Annotated in this window: 1 protein-coding gene; it reads left to right on the forward strand. The window is 69.2% G+C overall.

Annotated elements, in window-relative coordinates; genetic code table 11:
* The first annotated feature begins 112 nt into the window (after positions 1–112).
* Positions 113–1,423, forward strand: coding sequence for an ISL3 family transposase (locus tag ACGG9C_RS16975; protein WP_194384023.1), 1,311 nt, complete (start codon positions 113–115; stop codon positions 1,421–1,423).
* Positions 1,424–1,426: the final 3 nt, after the last annotated feature.

The raw sequence follows: 1,426 nt of genomic DNA on the forward strand, positions 1-1,426 counted from the left end.
GGCTCTTCGCAGTTGAGGGTGTAGCCCGGGACCGCCGGCTGGTTCGCGGATAGGCGTCGAGGTCTTCCAGGATGGAAGTTCTCACACTCACCGACCGCCGGAAGACCTCGACTTGCACCACCCTACGTTCGCGACCCCTGACCTGACCACGTTCTGCCGTCTCGACGAGCTCGGCCTTCAAGCCGTCGGGCAGCTGCTTGAGCCTGATCGGGCGGTGCTGGAGTGCCGCGTCGTCGAGGACGACCCGTGGTGTCGGAAGTGCGGTGCGGAGGGCGTGCCGCGTGGCACGGTGACGCGGCCGCTGGCGCACGAGCCGTTCGGGCATCGGCCGACGACGCTGCTGGTCCGGGTGCGCCGCTACCGGTGCACGCACTGCCGCCGCACCTGGCGGCAGGACACGTCGAAGGCGGCAGCGCCGCGGGCGAAGATCTCCCGCGGCGGGATCGCGTGGGCACTCACCGCGATCGTCGTCGACCACCTCACCGTCACCCGCGCCGCAGCAGGGCTCGGGGTGTCCTGGCACACTGCGAACACCGCGATCATCGCCGAAGGCAAGCGTCGCCTGATCGACGACCCGGCGAGGTTCGCCGGGGTCACCACGATCGGTGTCGATGAGCACGTCTGGCGTCACACACGGTTTGGCGAGAAGTACGTGACGGTGATCATCGACCTCACCCCCGCGAGGAACAAGACGGGCCCGGCCAGGCTGCTGGACATGGTCGAGGGCCGCTCGAAGCAGGTGTTCAAGCAGTGGCTCGCCGCCCGACCCAAGGACTGGTCGAAGGCGATCGAGGTGGTCGCGATGGACGGGTTCAGCGGCTTCAAGACCGCCGCGGCCGAAGAGCTCCCCGACGCGGTCCCCGTGATGGACCCGTTCCACGTCGTCCGCCTCGCCGGCGACGCGCTCGACCGGACCCGGCAGCGCGTCCAGCAAGACACCCTCGGGCACCGCGGCCACGCCGGCGACCCGCTCTACGGGGTCCGCCGCACCCTCCACACCGGCGCGAGCTTCCTCACCGAGAAGCAGACCGCCCGCCTCGACGCGGTATTCGCCGCCGAGGAGCACGTCGAGGTCGAAGCGACCTGGGGCATCTACCAGCGCATCGTCGCCGCCTACCGCGAACCCGACAAGAACAAGGCGAAGGAGATGATGCGGGCGGTGATCGACTCTGTCAGCAACGGCGTCCCCGCGCTGCTCAAAGAGGTCCGTCGCCTCGGCCGCACGCTGAAGCAGCGCGCCGCGGACATCCTCGCGTTCTTCGACCGCCCCGGAACGAGCAACGGCCCAACGGAGGCCATCAACGGCCGGCTCGAGCACCTTCGCGGTTCCGCCCTCGGCTTCCGGAACCTCACGCACTACGTCGCCAGATCGCTCCTCGAAGCCGGCGGATTCAGACCGCTCCTACACTCTCATTCGCGATGAGCC

It is taken from the genome of Microbacterium sp. MTN4-26, assembly GCF_042846595.1.
In the GTDB taxonomy this organism is placed as follows: Bacteria; Actinomycetota; Actinomycetes; order Actinomycetales; family Microbacteriaceae; genus Microbacterium; species Microbacterium luteum.